This window comes from Solihabitans fulvus (genome assembly GCF_008386585.1).
In the GTDB taxonomy this organism is placed as follows: Bacteria; Actinomycetota; Actinomycetes; order Mycobacteriales; family Pseudonocardiaceae; genus Solihabitans; species Solihabitans fulvus.
This window is the reverse complement of the sequence record NZ_VUOB01000155.1, coordinates 1-379: the sequence shown is the minus strand read 5'-3', so window position 1 is coordinate 379 and position 379 is coordinate 1. Positions and strand designations below refer to the sequence as shown.

Here is a 379-nt window from a genome sequence, read left to right as displayed (position 1 = left end):
CGGCGGTGCGATGGTCGCGATCGAGGCGTCCGAGGCGGAGGTCCTGGCCGACTCGCCGCGACTGGACATCGCCGCGATTAACGGTCCGCACTCCGTCGTCGTCTCCGGCGATGAACCGGAAGCCGTGGCCTACGCCGAGCAGTGGCGCGCCCGGGGCCGCCGCGTGAAGCGTCTCTCGGTCGGTCACGCCTTCCACTCCGCCCGCATGGAGCCCATGCTCGCGGACTTCAAACACACCCTGGCCGGAGCAACCTTCACCGAACCCACCCTGACCCTGATCTCCAACGTGACCGGACGCCCCGCGCCCCCGACCGAGATCTGCACACCCGACTACTGGGTCACCCACGTCCGCAGCACGGTCCGCTTCGCCGACGGCATC

Annotated in this window: 1 protein-coding gene; it reads left to right on the top strand. The window is 69.9% G+C overall.

Annotated elements, in window-relative coordinates; translation table 11 throughout:
• Positions 1-10 precede the first annotated feature (10 nt).
• Positions 11-379, top strand: a 369-nt coding sequence (locus F0L68_RS40965; RefSeq protein ID WP_223199606.1) for an acyltransferase domain-containing protein, incomplete at its 3' end; no start/stop codon positions are given.